At 39.6% G+C, this 23,066-nt stretch carries 9 protein-coding genes; 3 read left to right on the forward strand and 6 right to left on the reverse strand.

What is annotated here, in order from left to right; translation table 11 throughout:
- The first annotated feature begins 484 nt into the window (after positions 1 to 484).
- Positions 485 to 1,303 carry a 3-keto-disaccharide hydrolase gene (locus OLW01_RS15715; protein ID WP_268076506.1) on the forward strand — a complete coding sequence of 273 codons (819 nt, stop codon included), beginning with the start codon at positions 485 to 487 and terminating at the stop codon, positions 1,301 to 1,303.
- Positions 1,304 to 1,441: 138 nt separating this feature from the next.
- Here OLW01_RS15715 and OLW01_RS15720 read toward each other — a convergent pair whose 3' ends face one another.
- The 5 genes from OLW01_RS15720 to OLW01_RS15740 form a co-directional block, all read right to left on the reverse strand.
- The gene (locus tag OLW01_RS15720; RefSeq protein ID WP_268076507.1) at positions 1,442 to 2,860 is read right to left on the reverse strand and encodes an arylsulfatase; all 1,419 of its coding nucleotides are present in this window, start codon (positions 2,858 to 2,860) and stop codon (positions 1,442 to 1,444) included.
- Between the two features lie 492 nt (positions 2,861 to 3,352).
- Positions 3,353 to 6,079 (reverse strand): hypothetical protein, encoded by a 2,727-nt coding sequence (locus OLW01_RS15725; RefSeq protein ID WP_268076508.1) that lies wholly within the window; start codon positions 6,077 to 6,079, stop codon positions 3,353 to 3,355.
- A 78-nt stretch (positions 6,080 to 6,157) separates the two neighbouring features.
- Complete coding sequence (locus tag OLW01_RS15730; protein ID WP_268076509.1) at positions 6,158 to 8,911, reverse strand: hypothetical protein; 2,754 nt, start codon at positions 8,909 to 8,911, stop codon at positions 6,158 to 6,160.
- A 37-nt stretch (positions 8,912 to 8,948) separates the two neighbouring features.
- Positions 8,949 to 12,287, reverse strand: coding sequence for a TonB-dependent receptor (locus OLW01_RS15735; RefSeq protein WP_268076510.1), 3,339 nt, complete (start codon positions 12,285 to 12,287; stop codon positions 8,949 to 8,951).
- 357 nt (positions 12,288 to 12,644) lie between these two features.
- The gene (locus tag OLW01_RS15740) at positions 12,645 to 16,580 is read right to left on the reverse strand and encodes a helix-turn-helix domain-containing protein (protein WP_268076511.1); all 3,936 of its coding nucleotides are present in this window, start codon (positions 16,578 to 16,580) and stop codon (positions 12,645 to 12,647) included.
- Between the two features lie 226 nt (positions 16,581 to 16,806).
- Between OLW01_RS15740 and OLW01_RS15745 the strand changes: the two genes are divergently transcribed.
- A complete protein-coding gene (locus OLW01_RS15745; protein WP_268076512.1) occupies positions 16,807 to 18,453 on the forward strand; it encodes a glycoside hydrolase family 43 protein in 1,647 nt (548 codons plus the stop codon).
- A gap of 128 nt (positions 18,454 to 18,581) precedes the next feature.
- On the forward strand, positions 18,582 to 20,663 hold the full coding sequence (locus OLW01_RS15750; protein ID WP_268076513.1) for an RICIN domain-containing protein: 2,082 nt from the start codon (positions 18,582 to 18,584) through the stop codon (positions 20,661 to 20,663).
- A gap of 91 nt (positions 20,664 to 20,754) precedes the next feature.
- Here OLW01_RS15750 and OLW01_RS15755 read toward each other — a convergent pair whose 3' ends face one another.
- Positions 20,755 to 22,884 (reverse strand): glycoside hydrolase family protein, encoded by a 2,130-nt coding sequence (locus tag OLW01_RS15755; protein ID WP_268076514.1) that lies wholly within the window; start codon positions 22,882 to 22,884, stop codon positions 20,755 to 20,757.
- Positions 22,885 to 23,066 lie beyond the last annotated feature (182 nt).

Raw genomic sequence — 23,066 nt, forward strand, 5'->3', positions numbered from 1 at the left:
TCCATCAGCTTAAGTATTTACAGGTGTATAATCACCACCATTAACCGACACGAGCAGATTGCTTTCACTAAATGATGGTGTCGAACTGTCAAAATCATCTGGTATGACTAACCCAGCATACCCACGGATCTTGATTGCATTTTTATCTGTGGCACAGCCCGCCGACGGAAAAACGAATGCAGCATCTAAACGTGCCCATTCCGGGTCTGCTCCTGTCCGGGCGTAACCATCGAAAGTTTGCTCAACTATCGTGATACCCTTTGCCAAACGTGTTAAGTATTTAATTTGTAATATCTCAAAAGCTAATTATATTGCTGGTAGTTAGGGCGTGTTTATCTTTTTTATAATAATACAAAGATCAACACGCCCTAGGACCTATTGAGCGGTTTTAGGGTTAATTAGGCACAAAATGTCATCTCAAACAGCGTGTTAATCAAATACTATTTAATTGTAATACATTATCAATTATAACAGGTGAGCGGATATGAAACCCTCGATTAACAGTCTGATCTTAATCACGTCGCTGAGTACAAACACAGTTTTAGCGGCACAATGGCAAAGTTTATTTAACGGTAAAGACTTAAGCGGCTGGAATGCCAGCTTGATTAAAAATGTTCAACCGGGCGATAAAGCCGAAGATTATTTTGTCGTAAAGAACGGCGTTATTCATGTATATGCTGGCAAACCGCATGGCAGCCAACAAGCGTTTGCGGCCATCACAACTAAACAGCGCTTTAAAAATTATCATTTGTCACTTGAGTATAAATGGGGTGAAGCAAAATTTGAGCCCAGATTAAACCTGTTAAAGGATGCCGGCTTGTTGTATCACGTACATGGCAAAGGCAAGCCTGCTTGGCCATTGAGTATGGAAAGCCAAATTCAACAAGGCGAAAGTGGTGATGCCTATGCAATTGGTACACAAATGAGTGCATGGCTAAAACCCAATTCATTAGTTATCAACCCAAAAGGCACAGTAACTTACTACGAATACAACCCATACTATCCAGTGCAAGATTTTTTACCCATTGGCAAACCCGATAAAATTACCCGTATAAAACAAGTTAACGATGCTGAAATTGACGGCTGGAACACCATGGAAATTATTGTCCGCGAAGATCAAGCGATTCATATTGTTAATGGTGTTGTTAATATGCGTATTGGCAACTTTAAAAAATGGGATTACCAGAACCGTCATTGGCAACCACTGACCGAAGGCAAAATTTTATTACAGGCCGAAGGCGCAGAGGTATTTTATCGCAATATTAAAATTAAGACTTTAAATGAGGTAGAGACCAAATACTGATTGGATAAACTGGGCTCGGTATTACCTTCCAATAATTTAAAACATGAATTGTCCAGCCTCATCCCATTATAATTGCATAAAGCCCAGTGCATTTATATGAAGCTGGGTAGGTCTCAAACCTTACAAACAAAGGAAAATCTATAAATTAATAATCGCGGGCCAATTCTCGCTGGGCGTTCTAGCATTTTTTAAATATTGAGTTAGCTCAGCGACTATTTTTGGATAATCCTCGCTTAAATCTTTTTGTTCGCCAATATCCGATTGCAGGTCATATAACTCCATTTTTTTACCGTTCTTTTTGCGAATGATGCCTTTCCAGCGGCCGTCTTTGAGTGCGACTAAACCTGTGTCTCGTCCTCTAAATTCCCAATATAAATAGTCGTGAGCTTTAAACTGTTGAGCATTGCCTGAAAAAATGGGTAGCAGACTATGGCTGTCGATATTTTTAGGTGGTTTCACTTGCAAAATATCCGCAAAGGTTGCCATAAAGTCGCCAAAGTAAGCCACTTCACTTCGAGTCTGATTGGCTTTAATAACCTTTGGCCAACTCACTACAAAGGGAACACGAATGCCACCTTCCCATAGTTCCATTTTCCAACCGGACAATGGCTGGCTTGGTTTAAAAAAGTCCATAGGTTCAGCATGATCTATATGCGGGCCATTATCAGACGTAAAAATAACGATGGTATTGTCTGCGATGCCATGCATTTGAAGTCGATGCATCAATTTTCCAATATCGTTATCCATGCGTGTAATCATTGCAGCATGGCGTTTTGCGCCCAACATCCAAGGTTTTTCAGCATAAATACCAAGGTTAGGCACTTCTGCACCATCAGCTCGGTTAATTAAAGTGGCCTCATTATTTGAATGCGGTACATTGGTTGCGTAGTACAGAAAAAATGGCTTGTTTTTATTGTGGTCGATAAATTGCAAAGCTTCATCAACAAATAAATCAGGTGCGTAAACTTTTGCTTTGGTTGCAAAGCCTGCGCCGTACATATGACCATTTCCCATCGGCTTAACTTCGTTGGGTAATCCGACTTGTATTTCGTTACGCCATAAAAAGGTTGGATAAAAATTGTGCGCGTGATGTTGGCTTAAATAACCAAAAAAGTAGTCAAATCCCTGTTTGTTTGGGTGACCTTGGGTGTTTGGCATACCCAACCCCCACTTGCCAATCGCCGCTGTTGCATAACCTGAATCTTTAAATAATTCGGCTAGCGTGTAGTCTTGTTCGTAAAGCTCTTGTTTACCGTTGTCTTCAGGGAAGGCATTACCCCGGACACGTGTATGTCCTGAATGTTGACCCGTCATAAGAACACTACGCGATGTTGCACAGACCGGCGCGCCTGCGTAAAACTGGCTGAATTTCATGCCGTTTTTTGCAATTTTGTCGATGTGCGGTGTCTTTATTTTATCTTGCCCATATGCGCCAATTTCGTTGTAACCTAAATCGTCGGCCACAACAAATATTACATTCGGTCGCTCAGCATAGGCGCATGACCATGTGCCCGCAGCCAAAAAAATAAATAGGAATAAAAATGTTTTGTTACGCATTGTATATCTTTCGTTTTAATTTTGAATATAGAGTCACCTGCACCATCCCGGGTGCAGGTGTTCTCAGCTAAGTAGTCGTGCTTTTAGTGATTGCGTCTCACATAAAAAAGAGATGGTTACTCTTCGTACTTAAGTTTGAGCCAATCGACGTTACAGCAGAAGTTTGATCTGTCTCAAATTGCAGACGTAATGTGTCGTATTGGTTGTTTTGTGGAGTAACTCTAAAATTCTCATGAATAGACCTTAAAAAAAACACCGCTGAGAGAATGGTTAAAACCATCACCAAGTAAATGAAAGCAAATATTATGGTGGATGAAAACGATCTGAATAAAGGTATATTTAAACGTAACCTTCGATTACAATTTTTATCACAATACATTCTTAGCAAATTTCAGCTCAAAAAATAAAAGCACAGGCAATGTGGATTTTGCCTGTGCTATAAAAAAGGCCAGTGACCTGGCCTGAATTTATATCAAGGTTAATCAATCCTTTTTACTCTGGTGCATTGATTAGATAAACCACCTCGTCGGTTGTTTGATCAATCGCGTACATGGCTTTATTGCCGTTATCTGCTGCGACCATAAAGTGCATTCCATGATCGAGTTCTAAGCCAGTTAAGTCACCGAAAGTACCGTCAAATTTAGCGGTGATTTCTGCTGTTGCCGTGCCAGCAATTAAATCGTCGATATTGGCTAAGCTGAATTGAAAGATATTACCCGCGTCTGCTATGTAAGCCATTGAGGTTTTATCATCTACCGCAATACCGCCAAATGAACCATCAAAGGCTGTGCCATTGGGGTGGGTAAAACTGACCGTCCCAAACGTAGATGCAGCTAGATCATCGTGATTTAGCTTAATAATCCACACATTGCTGTTGTTTACTTCATTAGCAATCAAATATTCTTGGCCAGTACTGTCAACATAGTTGTCTATAGAATCAAGTTCCGCAATATCCTGAGTAACATATTGAACAAACGTATTCGGGTTTGTATTATCAAATGGCTTGTCGGCACTATATTCAAAGACGTGATAGCCTAATCCATTGATATTTGCTGTAAAGGCAATATCGCCTTTTTCAGAGAACACTGCTCCACGCGTCCGATTTGCAGAGTTCGCACCTGAAACACGGCCATCAGATAAGCTCTCAGTTGGGAAGCTTTGTGATAAGTCGGTTACATTCATCGACTGCCAATGTTCAGTACGCAATACGTAGTTTGCATCGTCAGTCGTTCGATGGTTATTGATAGCGATATCAAATACATATTGTGTATTGGTGATTAAGCCATCTCCCGCATATACGCTACTTGGCTCGCTATCAACTCCGGGAATAAACTTAAAAATAATGTCATCATTTTTATTTGTATTGTCAAAAAAACCACCTTCAATTGCATCGGTATCCAATAAATAGTAAGTATGTGCGCTTTGCTGCGTATCGACCGCAATTGCTTCAAAATGACTTAATTTAAAGTCAACCGATGGATAAGCTTGATTCTCACCAACCAATTTGGTGATAATAATTTGTGATGGGCTACTTTCAGCTAAACCTTGTGGCGCTTTGGTTTTAAAACTAATGGTATTTTCACCATCGGTTAAATCAACTAAGTGGGTCCATGTTCCATCAGCGTAAGTATTTACAGGTGTATAATCACCACCATTAACCGACACGAGCAGATTGCTTTCAGTAAATGATGGCGTCGAACTGTCAAAATCATCTGGTATGACTAACCCAGCATACCCACGGATCTTGATTGCATTTTTATCTGTCGCACTGCCTGCCGACGGAAAAGCGAATCCTGCATCTAAACGTGCCCACGCTGGGTCTGCTTCTGTCCTAGCGTAACCATCGAAAGTTTGATCACCTATCGTGATACTTGGTGTGAATTCAGCATAATACTTTTCGTCATCTGATAAATTTGCGACTGAATATTTAATTGATAAAGTTTGCCCCTCATCAATCTCACCTGCATCTGTTGTGTATTCACCACCGTCAATTGAATAACTGATACCTGTGCCAGCAACACTGATTGGCAATTTCGCATTGGTGCCCGTAATAGGTATTTCAATTATATGGTCTAGGCTCGGAGAAATATCATACAAGGTACCTAAGTCAATCGGGTCTACTTCCCTGTCTTCTGCAGCGCTAGTCACACTAAATGTGTAATCTTCCATTTCTCCATTCTCATTCGGCCATTGAATGGTTGCTGTGTAGGTTTCTCCGAATGTTTTGTCCGGAATTGCGATATATAAATCAATATCATTACCTAACGTTGCGCAACTATCGTACGTTGTTGCATTGATATTATCACTTAGTGCCGATTTTACTGTCGTCCAAACCGCAGGGTAAGTTTCGCCATGTTCAAATTCGAAATGTGAACGCCCTTCTTTGGCTTCGTTATCCATAAATTTATGTTGTTCAAAATCATAGACAAAGGTTTGACCACTAACCATTGATGTAAAGTTAATTTTATAGTGTTCGTTTAAACCTAACACGCCACCATCTAATTCGAATTTAATTAACTGGTTATCTGCAACATTGGTTAAAACAAAATCTTTGCCAGTACCTGCACCAGATTCGTTCGCGAGGTTTGTTTTGGTTACGCCTGGTCCTGTATAACCGGATGCCTCTGATTTGAATTTTAAAGCATCAGGCGCAGTATCAGTTAAGTCCTCAGTAGTGAGGTTAAAGCTAAAGTTTTTGTCAGCGTAATTTAAAGTCGCATCATATGTAACACCATAACGATTTTCCGGGATATTAAAAAAGAGTTCTAATGTATCCCCGTTGTGCACACTGGCTTTGCCTAATGTGTTTGAAACCGCTAAAGAAACTACATTATTGGCGACTTTTTCTTCAATCCAATAGTCTGCATCACCCGGGCACGCATCAGGATTGGGTACTTGAATGGTCGCAGGGTTTGCTGTTAGAGATACAGGGTGCGTCGCAAATTTATCTAAACCCGATACTGGAAGTAGATCGCCGTTTGCGTCTAGCACTTGCCATCTATACAACTGGCCATCGGCAACTTGTGCATCGGCTGCCCACCAATTTGCAGTTTGCCCTGCACTTTCTACTTTAGGTACAAAGTTACTCATGTTTAGAGTTTCTGGCGTGTTATCTGAACTGTGTTTTGGTTGTTCTGGATTATCAGAACTACAAGCGGTTACCATCAATGCAGCAATACAGGTGGTAAGCGTTTTTAATTTAAAGCTATGAGTATTCATTGATTACTCCATAAAAATTCTGTCTGAAAATAATGGCGGCTAGAAGCTAAAACTAGCCGCATTCAAAATTAGTTACATTTAATTACACACTGAAGCTGGCTCTGTACTTGTGCCTTTTAACAGCACAACACGTTGGCCTGAAATTGGATCGATTGCGATTACCGAACCTTTTTCTTCATCTGTGGCAATTAGATAATCAAGATCGGCTTCCATTACCATGGCGGAAATTCGACCCATTTGTAATGGAGAGTCATTACCAAAACCTTCGTTGCTTGATAATTTTTCAGCTGACCATTGGCGTATGCCTTGGTCACGAATGTCTTTTAAATCGACCTTCCAAATAATGTCTTCTTTTGCATCATTTACAGTTTCTGGGACAGCAATGTAAGCGTAACCTCGCTTATCGTCTATCGCGACAGCATTTGCGCGATATAAGCTGACAGGTGCGTCACCATTGTTTTTATCTACTAAGTTGATAATCACATGGCCTTGTTCTGGGTTGTGTGACTTAATCGCAGATTCATCCGCCGGCACTTTCATGCTACGTAAATACACATCACCCTTGTTAGTGGTATTCAAATCAGGGTCATTGCGACCAAAACCATTAACAACACCATCTAATGAGAGAATCCAATCTTCAGTTACCTCGAGCCCCTCATCGTTGGTGTACGTAACTGTGTATGCGTCGATAGAAAAGCCATTGTTAAGTTCTTGGTTTGCATCACCTGCACTTGTGGTCTCTTTGGCTATCGCACCTTTAAATGCACCGCGTGAACCGTTATTAACGTTTTGGTTGCTTGAACGGCTGTAATTAATGGTTCCGTCTGCTTCTTCTGTAAACTTAAAGGTTTGCGAAGCAACAAATTGTTGTTCGTTAAGTTGGAAGCCAAAGTTTGATTGTGCTGCCATATACAAAGTGTAACCGCTTGGGTCAAACGCCATATGACTTGCATACTCAGGTGAGTTACCAGAAACGTTTAAACGCGTTTCTAAATTCAGCAATTGGCCATTTAATTCGCTATCACCGATATGACCGAATTTCCATGTCCAACCGCCGACAAATAAACCACCAACCTTAGGCACCGCATGGTTAAATTGAATGCCGTGAACATCGGTGTTAATAGTCGCACGACAACTAATAGGGGCATTTTGAGCTAATGGAAATTCCCAAATAATGGTCTTGCCATTTACCGCTAGGTTAGAGACATCAGATAGATACACTCTAGGGTTGGCTACGTCGCGGTTATCTATTGTGACATCTGTCAAGTCTTTAAAATAGGTGCTTGCAGCGGAATGGGGATAATAAGGCATGCTTGAACGTAAATTTAAAGTGATAAATTGTGGTTCAGAGATGCTTTCTTTCACGCCCTGTAAATCAGATTTAGCGCGCACACTGAAAATATTTGTGTCGCCTTGCAAATTGACATCTGCCGTCCACGCAAACTTTTTAAGTACTTGTTGGCGCTCGCCAACAGTAACGGTCTGGCGGGCTGATTCAATTTCAACTAAATCATCACCTGAAATAACAATTTCAGCAGCATCTGGCAATGGTTCAAAGGTTTCATCAACTTGTTGGAGTATAATCGCAGTTACATTGATATCGTCTTGCGAACTAAACTCAGCCTGGTCCATATTGATATAAGATTCACCACGGAACTTAATCGAACTCTCAGAAGTGGCTGATTTTAATGGTGGAAACAAGATGTCTGTACTTGGACCCGGCACATAGTCTGCGCTATGGTTGGTAAAAGTAAAACTATCCACGAGTTGGTTGTTGGTCGTTGAACTATCACCGTCAATCAGATTACCGTGCTCATCTAACGCTGGGGTTATCTCGCCTACTACTACTTTTGTGGTGTAGGTTTGCTCAAATGCGTCATCTGGCGTAGTAAAATACAAACTGAATTTATTGTTTTCAGCGGTAATAAAAAAGGCTTCTCCAGAATAATCCATTAACGAACCATTACCCAACTGGTATTGTACTGAATAGTCTTTACCGTCTTCCAATTCAACTTTTACAGGTACTTGCGTGTTGAACCCTGAAAACTCTAACGATTTTTTAATCGCTCTTCCCGGCCGGGTATTCTCCAAATCACGACCTAAAAAATTAACACTGCCGGAGGTTACTTTTGGATTTCGCTCGCCCGTTTTAAGTATGTACTCCTGCGTAATGCCACCGATATTAAGTTGCGCTCTATAAAGCTTATTCCAATCTTGATCAGTCAAATCAAATGTCGCATTTATGATTGTGCCATTAATAAAAACACCTTGCTCTGCAGTTAAAGGGGCTTCCATTCCGACTTCAGTTTGATCAGCATCATTGATTGTTTTTGATAAGCTGTATTTAAACTTACCTTGAGGTGTGACATCTTCTGGTTGCTCTACGATAGTGACACTTTCCCCACTCTCAGTTTCAAATGCTTCTGCTTCAGTACAAACTGCAAAAGAATCAAAATGGCTTAAGACTGACGGATCGTAGCAAGTGCCACTAATTTCTTGCACAAGTTCTACATAAATCGATGATTCTAACCCAACGGTTAAACCTGTAATTGGCGTGGTAATCGAAGGTACCTGCCGGTGTGCTGGGCTTTCAGCATAGTTGAAATACTCAGTTTTACCGACTTTTTCTTCAGCTGTTGCGTCGGGCGCATTTGAGCCACGAACCACAATGCGTTGTTCTCGAGTAAACGAGTCACCTTCGTAATCGTACAATATTTCATTGGGGGTAAATTTATCATCTACCTGAATATCTGTCGGTTTTAGGTCTGCTTTACATCCAGCTAAATACGCGGTCAATAAAGCTACAGACAAATAAGTTAATTTAGTATTCATAGTTCTTTCCTAAATTCTTGTTGAGATACAAATTGCTTTACAGACGCACACTAAAACCAGCTACATAGCTTGTGCCGGTTTCTTGATAGCGGGTAAGTAAATGTTTAGTACTATCTTGATCGCCCGCGTAACGTCTGCTTGGTTCAGACAAGAAATTACGCGCTTGTATAAAGAAGTTATATTTTTTGTATCTGTAGCTTGCTGATAAATCGAGTGTTGCAAATTCGTCGTTCCATTCAGGCAGCTGAATACCGCGAGCCGAGTAGACTGTATTTCCTTCGACGCCTAAGTAGTCTTCGTATTTATCATAAGCAAGTGGATCAACCCCCGCGGTAGAAGTACCATTTAAATTTTCTGTTCTGTAGTTGTACGCCGCCCGGAAGTTAAAACCGTTTTTATCGTAGAACAACGTAAAGTTATAGCTGTCAGCTGACAGGTTCAGTACAGGTAAAGTCGAACCATCCAGCTCACTAAACCCCGACTCTTGTGAACTACTTGTGTGGGTATAGTTTGCTTGAACACCAAAACCATTTAATAATCCAGGTAAATAATCGAATGTATGCAACGCGGCTAATTCGATCCCTTCAATACGCCCATCACCACCATTAATAGGCTCTTTTACTGTAATAGGGTCATTGGTAAGGTCTCCGTCGCCATCTCTGTCAGATTTACCTGAGATGACATAAAACCGGTTGGTTAAAAAGTTATCTAGCTCTTTTAAAAATAAAGCGGCGGACAAACTATTGGTCTCGTTAATGTACCACTCCCAAGACAAATCATAGTTAGTCGCTTCTTCCGGAAGTAGGTTTGGATTACCTTTTTTCGCTGTCCAAGAATAGTTTGGCAAATCAATGGAGGGTGATAAATCTTGAGGGTTAGCACGAGACATTGTTTTAGCTGCCGCAAAACGTAGTAACATATCCTCAGTGATAGCCCAGTTAATGTTCAATGAAGGCAATAAATTTGAGTATGAATTGTCGCCCGTTATCGCGTCATACTGCTCAACTGCTTGTCCATCATTGTCCTTGCGTACTTCATTTCCATTTAAGAAGTAATTTGTAACAACACCAAGCGTTTCAGTTTCAGTTTCTACATAACGTACACCGAAGTTACCACTGACAAAGTAATCTAAAATTTCAGTTTCAAAGTTTACTTTACCGTATACCGCTTTAGTCGACTCGGTAATTAAATAAGGATACGAACCATCTTTATCGTACTGAGCTTGTGGTATTGTTAGGATAGCGTCATATTCGTTGTAGCCATCCTCTGCTACTAATTCATTATTACGACATTTTGTATCTTCATCAACGATTAAACAGTCACCTTGACGGCCCGGAAATGCTGTTAGAATCATATCTTTAAAAGCATTGTGTGACATGTCCAAAGTTAGCCAAGGTTGCACACCACCACCATTAGCTTCTGGAAACATCGAAGGTGATGTCGTCAGGTTATTTCCATAAAAACCAGCCTGATTATACTCTTCAGCCATGACTTGATCGGCGAATTCAATCGAGATTTTATCATTGCTGTTTATATTGTCACTTTCAGGACGAGTAGAGGTATCTCTATCGTAAACGCGCCAGTTATTAGAAAATATAGAATAATTACCAAAGTTAATAAATTCTAATCTTTGTCTATGGCGTTTCATTTGATTATTGGCGTAACGTGCACCAAATTCCACTTTGGTTAGTACGTCATGATCTAACATCCAATCAATATCAAGCGTCAATTCATCTTTTTCATTTTCATTGGTAGAAATTGAGCCCCAGCCATTGTGTAAAGCGTAAAGAGACTTGTCAGTAAGTGGGTTTTCAAGTTTTAGTTCTTCGTTTGTCTGTGAATCGAGATAAGAAACACCCACTAATGGAAGCTCTTTATCAGGGCTAAAATCGTAATGAACGTAAGCGTTAGAAAGTGCATTTCCGGCCGTATCGGCGGCGTTTGTACCCGGGCTAAATCGCTGTGCGATATTATCTCCTTTACCTTCAGAATGAGAATAGGCGTATTTTGCTTCGATTAACAAATTGTCAGTTAAATAATACTTAGTTGCGAGGCTAAACGTTTCCGAATCTATAGTATTAATATCTGAGGAATACTGACTTGCAATTGGAGCATGAAAAGCCGATCCCGTAGGCGTTAATGTACCAGACTCAACTATGTAACGGTCTAAAGGTTGATTAGCTTGAATATAATCATTTTCGCTTGGTGAAATTGAATTATCTTTGGCTGCCTCGTTTAAATAACTTTGAGTTAAGAAGTATTCACTGGAAGTTGGCTGTCTAGACCAAGCGCCTAATATTACCGGCGATTCATCTCGGCTAGTTGCAACTAAGTCGTGATCAAGAATTGCATTTTTTTGGTGCCGAGTGCCGTATTTAATCTCTTGCCCAATATTACCCCTTTCAAACTGAGACACTTGTCCGAATAACGTAAATTCTAAGTCTTCACTGGGCTGCCATTGGATAGTACTGTCGATTGATAGATTATCTTGTTCGAATGCTAAGCGGCGAAAGCCAATATCTTCAGGACGAAATACTGAAAATGGTATATTAACGTCTGTTGAAGTTTTATCCCTGTATGTGCCATCATCAGCTAATGCTTGCTCGGTTAATGTACCGTCCAAAAATTCATTGTTTAGTAACTGATTAGAAATTGCTGGTGACCAAGCCGTTTTCATTTCGTGCGTTTCCGCAAAACGTTTTTCGTATGAGACATTTAATAATGCACCTACTGCACCAACGCTCTCCAGCTCCCAGTTGTCCATAGCTGCAATAGACAGCTTTCCGCCTTTGTCTTGCGCCAATGAATCTTCTGTACCTTGAGCATTAATGTTTACAAAGCCATTTTTACGCTCTAACGGCTGAAAGGTTTTTAAGCGAATAGTGGCACCGATTGCGCCTTCAACCATGTCTGCCGTCGGCGACTTGTAAACCTCAATTGCTTTAAATAAAGCTGAATCTACATTTGCAAAAGAACCTGTCCGTGAGCCGTCGGAACTCGCCATACTTTGACCATTTACTTCAACTCGGTTTTGGCTCAAACCCCGTACCTGAAAACCGGCGCCAGCCCCCGTGTCGTCACGGCCAATTTGCACACCGGTGACACGCTGCAGCGCTTCTGCGATATTGTTGTCAGGCAATTGACCAATGTCTTCAGCGGATATCGCATCCATTATTTGTGATGCATTCTTTTTAAGGAATGCAGCATCTCGTAAGGAGCTTCTTACACCTGTTACAGAAATTATCTCCGTCTCTTCAGCTGGTTCTGCTGTTTGAGATTCTTGAGCTTGTGTGCTTGATATACTTGGTAGCGTGAGTGCTAACGATGCCCATAAATATTGTTGTATATTTCGGGCTAATTTTGTTTGTTTAAACATCGTTTATCTCTTCTTCTCTAGCCATGTGTTTGTTGTCATGTTCGGCGAACATGTGTTGTTAAATTTATGTTATGAATGCATAAACTACCACGACCAAACGATTCAATAACCTGACCAAATATACAAATTGAATTAATATAATACAATTAAAGGGTATTATAGATAAAGTACAGACAGTAGCATGGTTAGAAACTCAACATAAAAAAACAATAATATTCAACAACTTAAATAAAGTGACTGCAGGTCACTAAAAAACGAAAAATACTCTTTTTAGATATATTAGTAAATATATTGTAAATTTTAATTGTAATCAAGAATATTAAAATAGCGAAAAACAAATCAGAAAAACACAAAGTGTCAGCTTTGTGTTTTGTCTTTTGATTGTTTTCTATACTGTGATGGGGTTAAATTAAAGTATTTTTTGAAAGCACGGTTAAACGGGCTCGTTTCTGTGTAACCAATCTTTTCGGCAACCTCGGCAATATAGGCACCTTGTTTTAACATTTGAGCAGCTTTATCCAAACGATAATTTTTTATATATTCAGCTGGCGGAATACCAACCACTGCACTAAATTTACGATAAAATGCACTGCGGCTCATGCCAACTTCTTTAGCAAGTGCTTCGGCGGAGAAGCGGGTCTCTGAATGGTGGAGCTCAACCAAGTCGATTACCCGTTTCATAAATTTACTTTCAAATTGTTCAAACTCTGGCGGGTTGTCATCAAATGTAGCTAAATGTTGAACTTTAAAACGCTGAGCGAGCTGCTCTCTGGTTCTAATTTGGCTCGAGATTTTACTTAATAATACGTCAATGGATACGGGTTTAGTTAAAAAATCAATTGCGCCCAGTTTAAGTGCTTCTATTTGCTTGCTTTCAGATGCGAATGAGGTTTGCAGTAAAAGCGGAATATGGCTGGTCTCTGTACTGGATTTCAATACTCTGCACATTTCAACACCATCCATACCCGGCATGCATACATCCGAAACAATCACATCAGGCACTTTTTGCTGAGCAATTTTTATTGCTAATTCAGCATTGTCAGCTTTAATTACTTGATAAGTATCAGACAATTCCTCTGCTAAAAACTCAAGTAATTCAACATGATCGTCGACAAGCAACACAAGCGGACGTTTATTTGTTACAAGATCTGTCTGTTCTTCATCGACAGGTTGATTCAACTCAGTTGAGGGATTTACACCTTGTTTAATTACCGATACATCAACTGGTAAGCTCACCCGTATTCTTGTCCCAAACTTTCGACCCGATTTATTGTGAATCGGACTTTCAACTACCAGGTTTCCACCCCACAATTCAACAAGCTCTTTTACCAAAGCTAGGCCAATACCAAAGCTTGAGAATTGTTGGTGTGCTGACTTCTCTCCACTGAAGAAAGGATTAAACACGTTTTTTAATAATTTGTCGTTAATTCCTTCTCCGCAATCTTCAACGGTAAAAATTAATTCTGAAGGCGCTTTGACATACGAGAAACTTAATTCAACTTTGCTACCTTGCGGCGAATATTTGAGCGCATTAAATATCAGGTTATCTAATATTTTATGTAAAACATCAGGATCAAACTGACACATTGCGTGCTCCATTTCACAATGAAACACCATGCTTTGGTCCTGCTGCTTGGCAATTTCTGAAAAGTCGTTAGCTAAGCTATGGCAAAATGCGACGACATCACCATTTAATGGATAGATCTTGTGCTTTCCAGCTTGAACTTTTCGATAATCCAGAATTTGCTCAACCAAACTAGATAAACGTTTGCTATTTCTCAGCGCAATATCGATTTTTTTCAGTGCTTTATCTGTTAACGCTGTTTTATCTAAAGTTTCCAATGGGGATGTTATTAGTGTAAGTGGCGTGCGCAACTCGTGGGATACATGCGTCAAAAATTGCAGTCTAGCTTTTTCTAATGCAACTAGATTTCGGGCTCGTTGAATAAAGAGCATCGCCATCAGTGAAACAACTGCCAATATCATTGCGGCACATAACAGCCAAAACCAGAGCGTTTGCCAGAATGGCAGGTTTATCGTAACCGGTAATTGGTAAGGCGTTTTGTCTATATTACCATCACCGTCTCTGGCTCTGGCTTCTAAAAGGTGTTCACCGGTTTTCAAATCACTAATAAAGGCAGTGGTTTGGGATGAAAAGTCGCTCCACTCGCCTTGATTTAGGCGATAACTGTATTGCAAGTTTGAACTAGGCGTTTCGTTCCATTTATCTACGCCTCTTAACGTAAAATAAATCGAATTTGAGTATTTATCTTTTGCTGAAATCCACTGAATATAAGTTTCTGGTGGATTTAAATCAGGTTTGTAACGAATGGTTTCAAACATTTTCTGTTTTATTTCACTGTAATAATTTCTAAACATCCAATGGTAACTGGCCGTGCTGACCCATACAGAACCATCTTGGGTTTGATTGATTTGATTACCATACCTGCGTGTTTCAATGTTGGCTAAATCCATTGCTTGCCAATTATTGCCATCAAATCTTAATAAGCGCCCTTGTGCGAGCGCCAGCAAATCGCCAGTTTGGGTTACAAAAAGCTGGGTTATCCTTGAAAACGCAGTATCCTCGGCTTGTTTTACTTTTGTCCAATGCTGTCCATCAAAACGGCTTAACCCCGACGCCCATGTCGCAACCCAAACATTATCCTCATGATCAACCACCATATTATCGACCCGTTGATTTAATAACATTTCGGGTTTGCTCTCTGGTTTATTAACCGAGATTTTTTGCACCATATTACTGCTTGAAATCAAATCTCCGGTCGACAAAATAGCCAAATTGTTTACGCGACTATGCAGGCTCTTAAACAGGGTTAATTGATAATTTTGATTACCTGTTTTTGCTAGTTCATAAATGCCTGTACTAGGGTTAGATGTATCTATGGTATTAATAGATAAAAACGTGCGCTCGTGCTTTTTATTGTTGGGTGTAGCAACAACAAAAGAAGCCGAAGACAAACTAAATTGCGTTTGTTTAGTGTTCCAATAGTTTTTCTCTGGTTTAAAGACACTAAATGCTAGGTAGTTGTTGTGACCGCCTAATGCAATCGCATCACCCGAAGCTGTACAAATCAATTGATTGGTATTTTTAATCAAACCATCTTTTTGAGTATATCTTAACCAGCTTAGTGTATTTTTATCGTGTACAACCACGTCACCTTCAGGATTGAAAAAATACTGCCTACCACTGACATCTTCACATTGAAAAAATAGCTCATCATATATTTTGTTGCGTTTCCCTGCGTGATCGTACCGTAAAATCGCTGAACGTCTTTGCATTAACCAAACATAACCTTGTTCGTTTAAATGCAATTGATTAAATGAGGTTGTTAAATCGATTTTTTCATTATCCACGGTGTTCCATAGGCCATTGTCCAGTATGTGTAACGATGATTGCCCTGTAACGACAATATGCCCTTCCGGTAATTGTAAAATAGCGCTATTTACATTGGATGGTAATTGATGTTCACGCCAAACATTAATACTAGGTTCATATGATTTCGGTGGTACATCTGATAGTGAATTAACCACCCACACAGCCCCAGAATCACTTTGTAACAATTGTCCTGCTTGGTAGGTCATTTCTCGCCTTTCATTTGAATAGACTAGACCTTTAAATTCTTTTTGGACAATTAATTCTTGTGGCGTGGCTTTATGGATAACGACATCGCCTGTTTCAAGATCAAGTGTCCAAACTTGGTTATTATCATCCACCAAAACATCAGTGATAAATTTACCAGCACCACTGTAAATGGTAATTTTTTCGTTTTTAAAAGCTAGCAACTTATTCGCTGCAGCAAGCCAAGTTCTACCGTCATTTCCTTCGCGAAACTGAGCGGAATAAGGAATATTTAAGCCTGTTTGAATCAACTTCCATTTTTTATCTTTATATTGGTAAATCCTTTTGTTATCAGCTGCGAGTACGACACCATTTGATAAGGCTCGTATGGCGGTTATTTTATTTAACTCTACCCCATCTTCTTTACCAAAGTATTGGACTTCGCTGCCGTTATAAAAAGCTATTTGAGTATCTAAGCCCAGCCATAGATGTCCAGATGGATCGACACTCATACTAAATAAACGGCTGCTATCTAACCAATCTAAGCGGCGCCATAATTTTTGATTATTTAGATTTACCGTCAGTTTAGGTTGGTAATTCTCAAGCGCATATGCATTTTTTATTTGTACGCCTTCTAAGGTACCAAATAATAGAATGTAAATAAGAGTAATCAGTCCTTTGATATGATGAGTGCTATTTAGAATATTTTTGTTCATACAGTCTTCTTTAGTGTTTAGCTGCTCGGGTAATCAGATTTGTTATTTAATTTGTAATAATATATCAACTAAATGAGATTAGTTAAACAATTTGTCTAACTAAAGAGATTATAAGTCAGTTTCAAAACTTTTCATCTTGTTAACATTACTTTAGCAGTTTTCTGCTTAAATAGAGTGTTGCCTCCAAAAGCAGCTTTATCCAAAAATTAAATTTAACGAGCAAGCTATGATGAAAAAAAAATTATTGAAGTGGCTATCTACAAGTTTGGCCTCTATCGCATTAATCTCTACCAGCGTTCAAGCACAGACGGCACCTGAAACTTTTAAAAACCCAATTATTGCCGGCTTTGCACCCGATCCAACTATTACTAAAGTGGGGAATGATTATTATCTTGCAAATTCAAGTTTTGAGTTTTTTCCTGCAGTCCCTATTTACCATAGTAAAGACCTGGTTAACTGGCAGTTGATCAGTTATGCCGTATCAGAACCCAGCTATTTACCTGAGTTAGCTCAAGTTGACCCAAACCGTGGAATTTACGCACCGACCTTGCGCTACCATGACGGGCTATTCTACATGATCACAACCTGTGTCAGATGCGGAGACAACTTTTACGTAACCGCTAAAGATCCAAAAGGCCCTTGGAGTAAACCTATTTGGGTTGAAGGTGATAGAGGAATAGATCCGGACTTGTTTTGGGATGACGATGGAAAAGTATATTACTCGGGTACAGGCATTTTAGATAAATCTAAAGCGCCATGGAAAAATGCGAATGGTATTTGGATACAAGAAATTGATTTAAAAACCGGTAAATTATTGGGTAAAAAAACGCAGCTTACTTTTGGTCATGCGGCTCAGGCTCATTATACCGAAGGTCCTCATATTTATAAGATTAACGGCGAGTATTTTCTGATAGTTGCTGAAGGGGGTACAGGCTCTAGTCACGCTGTTTCTGTGTTTAAAAGTGAAAATGTTAAAGGCCCATACGAACCATTTCAAAATAACCCGGTAATGACACACAGAAATATGGGGCGTAAAGCTTTTATTCACACCACTGGCCACGCTGATTTAATCCAAACTCAAAATGGTGAATGGTGGTCTGTTATGTTGGCTAAACGGAATTTTAACGGTAAAACAATGCTCGCGCGCGAGTCCTATTTAACCAAAGTCGAATGGGAAAATGGCTGGCCTGTTTTTAATGCTCCGGTAAATAGAATATTAGAAATAGACAAACGTCCTAACTTACCTTGGAGCCCATTCCCGGCAAAACCACATCGTTATAATTTTGATGCCAATAAATTGGATTTAGAGTTCAATTTTTTACGCAATCCAACGCGTAACTGGTACAAATTGTCTAAAGGTAAATTAGCCGTTGAATTACAACCAGAAACGGGCCATATGAACAAAGTTAACCCTTCTATGGTGTTACACAGAACTCGTGATTTACAGTATGTGGCAAGCACTCATGTCAGTTTGCAAAACCGCAAACAAAACGAAGCTGCGGGTTTAGTGGTTTATCGCAATAAAGATAATTGGTATCAGTTTGTCTTAAAAGGCGATCATGTTGAACTTTCATACTACCGCAAAGGCAAGTTATCTGAAGTTGCACGTCAGGCATACTCCGCTGACTCTGCTGTACTTAAGATTGTTGCAAGCGAAGATATTAAATTGTATTTCAGTTATGGTGAATCAGAAGACAAGCTGCAGAGCATTGGAGGTGCAGTAAATGCAGATGCAACCAGTGACAATATTGCACTCGGCTTTAATGGACCTTATGTTGGCATGTATGCAACCAGCCACAATAAACCCAGTAACAAAACCGCTTATTTTGATTGGTTTGAATACAAAGGGTTAGACGAAAAAAACGCCAAATAGGGACAGATTGACTGATATATAATACAAAGTGTCTGACGCGTTACCTTTTGGGTTAGTAAATTGTTAATCGGGTTGTTTATTTTTTTAACAACCCGATATTTAATTCACTACACACAAAGGAACTAAAAATGAAAAAAGCACTTTTTTGTTTTGGCTTGATATTGTTTATATTCAGCCAATCTCTAAAAGCTCAAATTGTTACACCAAACTGGCCAGTTGCCCAAGGCTACTTACAAAACTCCAACTATTACACTGTCAAAGTTAAACAAGGTAACCAAAGTTTTATCACTGTAAAAACCTGGATGACAGAATCACAAAATGAACTCATGACGAGCGGGCAAAATGGTTTATTTTTAGACCGAACTTTTAACTTTTCGTCTTTTTCATTTGATCCCGCCGGTGGCCCTGTCACAGTGAGAGTTATAAAATCAAACATAGCGGGCAATATTTCCGCAGGCGCTGCAAACGTTGAAGTTATCAATGCCGATGGTGGTTTGACTAAAATTAATAACAATACCATCGACTTTAAACTGAATAATCCAAAGTATGTATCCGTCAATATTAAGTTATCAGACAACCAAAAATCCTACAACGTGCATAAAGTTGTCAAAAATATGCTGATGATTTTTGCCGATCCAATCGACAGCGATTTGAATGAACCCAATGGTGCAAATAAAGTTGTGTACTCACCCAGCGTTTCACAAACTCAGTTAAGAAATGCCGACATTATTGTGTTTAGAGACGGATACCATGATGTAGTGAGTAGATTTGGTAACGACGGCGTACGATTTAAAGCGGGTGCAAAAATCTGGTTAGCGCCCGGCGCTGTGGTTGCTGGTTCTTTTATTGGGGTTGATGGCAATAATAACACGGGCTTTAATGTTGCCCCCAACGCAGAGGTATATGGCCGTGGTTTGTTATACATGGGTGAGCATAGAAACAACCCAAACAATCCAAACTCGGGTCCATTTTGGCGACCGAATGACCCTGATTATGTCCATTCCGGCGCGCTAAGCGAAGCTATTTCATTAAACGGTAGTAAAAACGTAGAAATACGTGGTCTTATCATTGGCGATATCATGTGGCATGGCATTGTTGTTGGCGAAAATGCACTGATTGAACGGGTAAAAATATGGGGCTGGCATGCAAATAATGATGGTATGCGTCCGGGTAATAACTCGCTTGTGAGAAACAACTTTATACGCCCTGTTGATGATGCATTTTATGCGTTTTCTATGACAGGAGAAAACAATCTTATTTGGCCAAGCTATAATGGCGCATTAATTACAGCCGGTTGGGTCGGAAAATATCATACGGGTGGTATTGAATTAAATAATACAACAGTGATTTACCCAGAATGGACTGGCAAAGGTAATAACAACGGTATTGTTGCGTCGCAATTAGGTGATACACAAGAATGTACCGGGATCACAATAAATAATATGGAGATCTGGGGCGATACAATCGCCATATTAAACTTAAAACCGAGCAGTCGACGCCACGAGTCACCAAACTGGAGTGGTCAGTCTAGTTTTCCGGGGGTCAGAAACGTAGCGATAAACGATTTAACAATTAATGGCAGTTTAAAAGCGCCTAATTTAGTAGAGCATGATGGTGCCTTTGATGTCAGCAACATAGATTTACATAATATAAAAATAACTGGGTTTGCGAATCGTTATTTAAATAACAATGACAGAACAAACAGTCAGTTATTTGAAGGAAATAATTTAACAAATGGCGCAAAATTGAATATTACCGCTAACAATGGTACTGGCGGCGTGGCGAATGGTACTTATTTTATTGAAGCAAAACACAGCGGAAAGTATGTAGAAGTTGGCGGTTTTTCTACCAGCAATGGCGGCAACATTCAACAGTGGGATAGCCAACAAGGCACCCAGAAACAATGGCAAATTACGTTAGTATCGGGAAACTATTATAAGTTGGTCAACGTGTTAAGCGCAAAAGCAATGGATATTCAAAACTTCTCAACTGCTAATGGCGGTAATGTGCATCAATGGGGATTTTCCGGTAGTGATAACCAGCTATTTTCCATTGAAAGTACAGGTAACGGATATGTACAAATTAAAGGAAAACAAAGTGGAAAATGTTTAGATATAGCGTTTAATAATCAAGATAATGGCGCTAACGTTCAGCAATGGGGTTGCTCTGGAAATGATAATCAGTCATTCAGATTGATTAACGCCAATTAAATATTTGCTATTTGGGGTAACATCTGCGATTACGCACAAAAAAACTTGTGCGTAATCTTTAGCAAACATTTGAGTTTCATTAAGCTAAGTTCTATTGCTCAACAAATACAGCTTCAATTTTCACATCAGCATTTGCGTTATTTACCGTATAACTGCTAACTACACCTTGTGATATGTCGTTCACTAAAACATCTGATAGCTTGTAACCATCTTTGGCTTCAAAGGTAAAAGTTTGAGATTTACCCGCCAGTAATGTGATGTCACCCTCCAAAGGTTTAACACTCCCATTTTCATTGCTTAAAACCGTTATTTTGTATTGTGCGCCATTACAGCCGTGAAAAACAATATCTTCGGTGGTTACCGGGTCAATTTGGTTATAAGTGTTTTTATTATCTTCTGTTAAACAAACACCATTAATTTTGACATGGTTAAAGCTAATGTCTGACATTTTATAAATGTCGCCATTGTCTAAAACAGTACCTTCAATTAATCCTTTAGATGCTTTTGCGGATTGTTCATAACCATTGCCGCTGAAGTCAAGCTGTTGACCTGTGACAGTAACATTCTCAAAATAAATGCCAGACACTTGACCAACGGAGTTTCTATTATTATGGCTGTTGTCGATAAATTTTTCGCCTTTGTTTAAACGCTCTGTACTATTATGTAAATTTACCAACCCCGGTATGTTGCCATCGATGTGCAGATTTCTAATCAGTACATTCGTGCCAGACATGTCATAATCAATTTGTGACATCACAATACCGTGGTTGTTACCAAGCGAATGCCATTCTGGATAAATGATATAGTTGTTAATGAAGGTTGAGTTTTCGGTATCGTAATTTCCGTTCCATCCTAATGTGACAATTGAACCATTGTATGAGTGCCAAAATACGGTATTGGTTACCATCAGTGATTTATTGTAAAAAGCATCGTCTACTGCTCTAAAAAAACTATCTTCAATAACATTTGGCTTATTACCCCAAGGTCTAGCACCGTCATTGTTTGGGTGCCAGCCCCAAATTTTAAAGTTTTTATATAAACTATTACCATTCCCTAAGTTAACACCATGGCCTGCTTGATCAGAAACGATAATGCCTTCAATGCTATTGTTTTGCCCTTTCATGCCAATAATTGAATGATTCGAAGGGTATGAATTAACCCCTAATACACCACCGTTATCTGCAAGTTGTTTTGACCATTTATAGTCACGACCAGACCATGCACCCCGGCCGAAAATTTTAATATTATGACCGTCTGCCCCTTCGGTATCACTGATTTTTCCCATATACAGGCGGCCATGCACAACAGCACCACCCGCTAAATAGATTTGTTTACCATCATCTATTACTGGAGCCATATTACCAACCGTACCCTTAAACCAATCTTTAGACGAGCCGGATGTATCAATGTCGGTTTTATTAAATAGTCGACCCAAATCGTGATAACCGGGCAGGAAATAGAGTGTTTTAGCGGCTTTCATTTGTGCTTCAGTTGAGTTCTCGGAATAGACATGAACATCTACTGAGTTTGGATCGGGTATTTGAGTTTCGGCCGGATCAGCAAACAACACAAACATATGTTTTACTACTCCGTCACTGGTTTGTTTGTTGTCTCTAGTTTTAAAATTGACCGCGACATATTGTGGTTTATCCACTACAAACGAAACGCTTTTACCATCTTCTACCACATTAGGAATAATCGCAAAAGGCGACGGCACAATTTCAACATCCTGTGTGCCCTCTCCAAATAATTTAGTGATGGTGACGGTGATCGGCTGACAAAATTCAGACGACAATGATACCCAATTAAATGTACGTGGATCATTTATCGGGTTGGCTCTAAATTCCGAAGCCCAATCCATAGATTGCATTTCATCTTCTTTAGAAACAGATTGAATAACCTCTGCTGGGATCACCTTTCCATTTTGACTAAATGTGACTGAATATTTATCTGACAAGATAGCTTCGCCACTTGCCGTTGGCCAGTCATAGGTATCAATACAAGTCGCAACCGGTGTTGGATCTGGTATTGGATCTGGTATTGGATCTGGTATTGGATCTGGTATTGGATCTGGTATTGGGTCTGGCGTTGGGTCTGGCGTTGGGTCTGGTGTTGGATCTGGTGTCACAACATCATCGTTTATTTTAGTATCACTTGAACAAGCCGCAAGCGACAATACCGCTGATAGAAAAATACTCAAGTAAGTTTGTTTAAGCATCATTTTTTAACAAGCTCCAATCTAATTTCTGATCAATAATTTAATCAAGATCTAGGTTTGCATTATTTGCAATTGAAGCCAGCATTCCATAAGTTAGAAAGTTAATCACCCGTTAATTAATTGTAACTCACAAAAAGATACATAAAGTCAGTTAGATGCAACACTTTGCCATCTGAAAGCTCAGA

It is taken from the genome of Catenovulum adriaticum (genome assembly GCF_026725475.1).
Taxonomy (GTDB): Bacteria; Pseudomonadota; Gammaproteobacteria; order Enterobacterales; family Alteromonadaceae; genus Catenovulum; species Catenovulum adriaticum.